Raw genomic sequence first — 462 nt, forward strand, 5'->3', positions numbered from 1 at the left:
GTTTGCCATTATGCTATAGTTGGGTCAGAGGAAGCGCAAATCCAGGAGGATGGAGCCGGTCACGGGGACTTCCTGGTCCAGTGTCAGGTACTGCGAAAAGTTGATGGCCGTGTCCACCTGCAGCCTGACCAGCAACTGGCTGATGAACTCTGGCTAACGGTCACCGGGCGGCGCGAAGGCCATGTAGGAGCGTGGATAGGCATTGGGGTCTTGTGACCAGGTCTCGCCGCTGTGGATGGAGGCCAGTACCTGCAGCGGCTGGGAGTCGCCCAGGGCGTCGCGATAGGACAACGCTACTGAACCGAGACGCTCCTCAGGGGCGTGTATGTTTCTTCCAAGCCCATAGAAGTAGTCGGGCGCCAGTGACGACTCGGCACGATTGTCGATGCCCACCAATGCAAACAGCATGGGCCGGGCGCACAGCACGTGCAGATCAAGCATCTGGCTGGGCAGCACGGTGAA

The 462-nt window shown here is 60.0% G+C and carries 1 pseudogene; it reads right to left on the minus strand.

Annotated features, from left to right (window positions below):
* Positions 1–153: 153 nt before the first annotated feature.
* Positions 154–462: pseudogene (locus JMV15_RS27945) on the minus strand (DUF1120 domain-containing protein); the annotation flags it as partial.

Source organism: Pseudomonas paracarnis (assembly GCF_904063055.1).
Classification (GTDB): Bacteria; Pseudomonadota; Gammaproteobacteria; order Pseudomonadales; family Pseudomonadaceae; genus Aquipseudomonas; species Aquipseudomonas paracarnis.